Annotated in this window: 3 protein-coding genes and 1 pseudogene; 1 reads left to right on the top strand and 3 read right to left on the bottom strand. The window is 75.0% G+C overall.

Going from position 1 to position 3,385, the window contains the following annotated elements; translation table 11 throughout:
- Positions 1-2 precede the first annotated feature (2 nt).
- On the top strand, positions 3-974 hold the full coding sequence (locus RIF68_RS31670) for an adenosine kinase (protein WP_309054707.1): 972 nt from the start codon (positions 3-5) through the stop codon (positions 972-974).
- Here the strand turns inward: RIF68_RS31670 and RIF68_RS31665 are convergent.
- From RIF68_RS31665 to RIF68_RS31655, 3 genes and pseudogenes are all read right to left on the bottom strand, one after another.
- Positions 955-2,478, bottom strand: coding sequence for a SulP family inorganic anion transporter (locus RIF68_RS31665; protein WP_309054706.1), 1,524 nt, complete (start codon positions 2,476-2,478; stop codon positions 955-957). The genes RIF68_RS31670 and RIF68_RS31665 overlap by 20 nt on opposite strands.
- A 13-nt stretch (positions 2,479-2,491) precedes the next feature.
- Positions 2,492-3,073 (bottom strand): carbonic anhydrase, encoded by a 582-nt coding sequence (locus tag RIF68_RS31660; protein ID WP_309054705.1) that lies wholly within the window; start codon positions 3,071-3,073, stop codon positions 2,492-2,494.
- Positions 3,074-3,142: 69 nt separating this feature from the next.
- Positions 3,143-3,385: pseudogene (locus RIF68_RS31655) on the bottom strand (hypothetical protein); the annotation flags it as partial.

Below are 3,385 nucleotides of genomic sequence, written 5' to 3'. Positions count from 1 at the left end.
CGATGAACGCGACGTACGACGTCCTGGTCCTCGGAGGGGCGGGGGTCGACACGATCGTGTACGTGCCCGAACTGCCCCTTCCCTGGGCGGACAGCCATCTGATCGAGCGGGGCATCGAGGCGCGCGCCGGGCAGACCGGTGACTTCGTGGCGCTCGGGCTGAGCGCCCTGGGCCTGCGCACCCATCACCTGGACCTGGTCGGTGACGACCCGTTCGGTGACCTCGTCCGGGCCTTCCACCGGGACCGGGGCCTGCCTTTCACGGGAGTGCCGGCGACGGCCGGAACCAAACGGGCGGTCAATCTCGTGGGCCCGGACGGCCGCCGGCTCTCGCTGTACGACGGGAGCCGCGCCGCGGCGGCGGACCGGTTGCCCGGGGAGCTGGTCGGGTCGCTGGCGTCGTCGAGCCGGCACGCCCATGTCTCGATCACGCACGGGTGCGCGGAGGCTCTGCCCGTGCTGCGGGACGCGGGTGTCACGATCTCGACCGACCTGCACGACTGGGACGGGGAGAATCCCCATCACGAACCGTTCGCGTACGGCGCGGATCTGGTCTTCGTCTCCTGCGCCGCGCTCGGCGATCCGGAGCGGACGATGCGCCGGATCATGGAGCGGGGCCGGGCCGGGACGGTGGTCGCGACGGCGGGCGCCGAGGGCGCGTACCTGCTGACCGCCGACGGACTCGTCCGGGTGCCGGCGGTCGCCCCGGCGGGGCCGGTGGTCGACTCCAACGGCGCGGGCGACGCCTTCGCCGCCGGGTTCCTCTTCGGCCGGCTGTCGGGTGAGGACCCGCTGCGGTGCGCCCTCTACGGGGCGGTGGCCGGCGCGTACGCGTGCACCGTCCCCGCGACGAGGACCGAGGCGATCGACCGGGCGGCCCTGCTCCGGGAGGCCGCGCGCCTGACGGCCCCCGGTCCCGGTGCCGGTGGGGCACAGGGGCCGGGGGCCGGCCGGGTCAGCCCGCCGGGGCGCTGACCCGTTCCGCGCCGGGGCGCCCCGGCAGGTCGTGCAGCCGGATGGCGTCCGGGCCCGCCGGGGAGTGCCGCTCGGCCCAGTTCTCCAGGGCCGTGCGGCAGGCGTGGTCGAGGTGCTGGATACCGGAGAGGTCCAGCTCGACCGGCCGGTCCCGGGGCAGGGACTCCAGGGCGTCCAGCACCTTCGGCAGGCGCAGGAAGGTGACGTTCCCCGAGAGTCGTATGTGCACCGTGCCCGACTCGTCCTCGGAGGACTCCACCCGCAGGTGGGAGGCGTCCCAGGCGGCCTTCGCGATGGAGAGGGCGAGCCCGATGAGCACGCCCTCGAACATGTTGACCGTCACGATCGCGACGGCGGTCGCGGCGAGCACCAGGGCCTCGCCGCGGTGGGCGCGCCAGAGGGTGACGATCCCGCGGAAGGGGATCAGTTTCCATCCGGCGTGGATCAGCACGCCCGCGAGCGCCGGCAGCGGCACGTACGTGAGGGTGGCCGGCAGCAGGGCGGCGAACAGCAGCAGCCAGACCCCGTGCAGGACACGGGAGGCCTTGGTCCGGGCCCCGGCCTGCACATTGGCCGAGCTGCGGACGATGACGGCCGTCATCGGCAGGGCGCCGAGGATCCCGCACAGCGTGTTGCCGACGCCCTGCGCGACGAGTTCCTTGTCGTACGAGGTGCGGGGGCCGGCGTGCAGCCGGTCCACGGCCGCCGCGCTGAACAGGGACTCCGCCGAGGCGATCAGGGCGAACGCCAGAACGGTGCCGAGCACCGCCGGTTCGGCGAGGGCCGAGAGCGCGTCGGCGCCGGGCAGGTGGACGGCGTCCAGGACGGCGCCCACCCGCACCGTGGCCACGGGCAGGCCGAACAGCGCGGTGGCCAGGGCGGCGAGGACGACCGCGACGAGGGCGCCGGGCACGGCCCGGGCGGCGCCGGGCATCCGCCGCCAGCCCACCATCACGACGATCGTCGCGACGGCCACGGCCCCCGAGGCGAGCGCGGTGCTGTCGCCGAGGGCGTCCACGACGGCGGCCGGCAGTCCGGTGATCTTGTCGAGGCCGGAGGCGGGGGCGGCGAGACCCGCGGCGGCGTAGACCTGCCCGACGACGATGATCAGGCCGATGCCGGCGAGCATGCCCTCGACGACCGAGAGGGAGATGGCGCGGAACCAGCGTCCCCACTTCAGGGCACCCATGCCGATCTGGAGCAGACCGGCCGCGAGGACGATCACGCCGAGGACGGCGAGGCCGAAGGCCTGGACCGCCTCCAGGACGAGCACGGTGAGGCCGGCGGCCGGCCCGGAGACCTGGAGGCTGCTGCCGCGCATGAGGCCGGTGACGATTCCTCCGACGATGCCGGTGATCAGGCCGAGTTCGGCCGGGACGCCGGAGGCGACGGCCACACCGATGCAGAGCGGCAGGGCGACGAGGAACACCACGAGCGAGGCGGCGAAGTCGTGGCGCAGGGTGGAGGGCGCCCGGGAGAGGAGCGCGGAAGGGGAGAACGGCATCCGGATCTCCCCCTCAGAGGGTTTCGAAGGAGTCGGTCCGCGTCCGGTACTCCCGCACGGCGCCGGTGTGCACCTCGTAGTACCAGCCGCGCAGGCGCAGCTGGCCTTCGGTGAGGCGCCGCTCGACGCACGGGTAGGAGCGCAGGCGGAGCAGCTGGGCGAGGACGTGGGCCCGGACGGCGTCGGCGACGGCCGGGTCCTCGGGGTGGCCGGGCACCCCGTCGGGCGCGGCGTGGGCGAGCCAGTCGCGGACGGCGGGGACGGCGCTGAGGTCGTCGCCCCGGACGAGGGCGCCGACGGCTCCGCAGTGGGAGTGGCCGCAGACGACGACGTCCCGGACGCCGAGGACCTCGACGGCGTACTCGATGGTGGCGGCTTCACCCGTGGGGCGGTCGGAGGCGTACGGCGGGACGATGCTGCCCGCGGTGCGCAGTTCGAAGAGTTCGCCGGGGCGGGCGCCGGTGATGAGCGCGGGGACGACCCGCGCGTCGGAGCAGGTGATGAAGAGAGCGGTCGGTGACTGACCCTCGGCGAGCGGGGCCAACTCCTCGGTGCGGTGTCCGAACGTACGGGCGTTGTCGATGAGGGGCTGCATGGCGGTTTCCTCCTGGCGCGTCGTGGGGGACGCGTCGGACGGTCGGGACGGACGGGGGCGGGCCGTCTCTCAGCAGCGGAACACCTGGAGCGCGGAAGGGGTGAGCGAAGGGAGGGGACCGGCCCGTGGGTGGCGGCGCGGTGCGCGCGTCACGGCGGGCTCGGGCACCGCGCCGTCCCCGGTGACGGCCGGGTACGGGACGGCGCGGAGGGCGGCGGGCCGGCCGGTGGCGCGCCGGCGGTCGCCGTCGCGGAGGCCGCCACCTCGGTGGGCGGCGGTCGGCTCGCGTTCCTCGGCCGGGGAGAGTTCGTA

The sequence above is a fragment of the Streptomyces sp. genome, from assembly GCF_031178505.1.
Taxonomy (GTDB): domain Bacteria; phylum Actinomycetota; class Actinomycetes; order Streptomycetales; family Streptomycetaceae; genus Streptomyces; species Streptomyces gulbargensis.
This window is presented reverse-complemented; position numbering and strand designations above follow the sequence as displayed.

Bases quoted from the DNA above. Each gene is read 5' to 3' on its own strand.
- RIF68_RS31660 (WP_309054705.1), bottom strand. From the start codon at position 3,073: ATGCAGCCCCTCATCGACAACGCCCGTACGTTCGGACACCGCACCGAG.
- RIF68_RS31670 (WP_309054707.1), top strand. From the start codon at position 3: ATGAACGCGACGTACGACGTCCTGGTCCTCGGAGGGGCGGGGGTCGAC.
- RIF68_RS31665 (WP_309054706.1), bottom strand. From the start codon at position 2,478: ATGCCGTTCTCCCCTTCCGCGCTCCTCTCCCGGGCGCCCTCCACCCTG.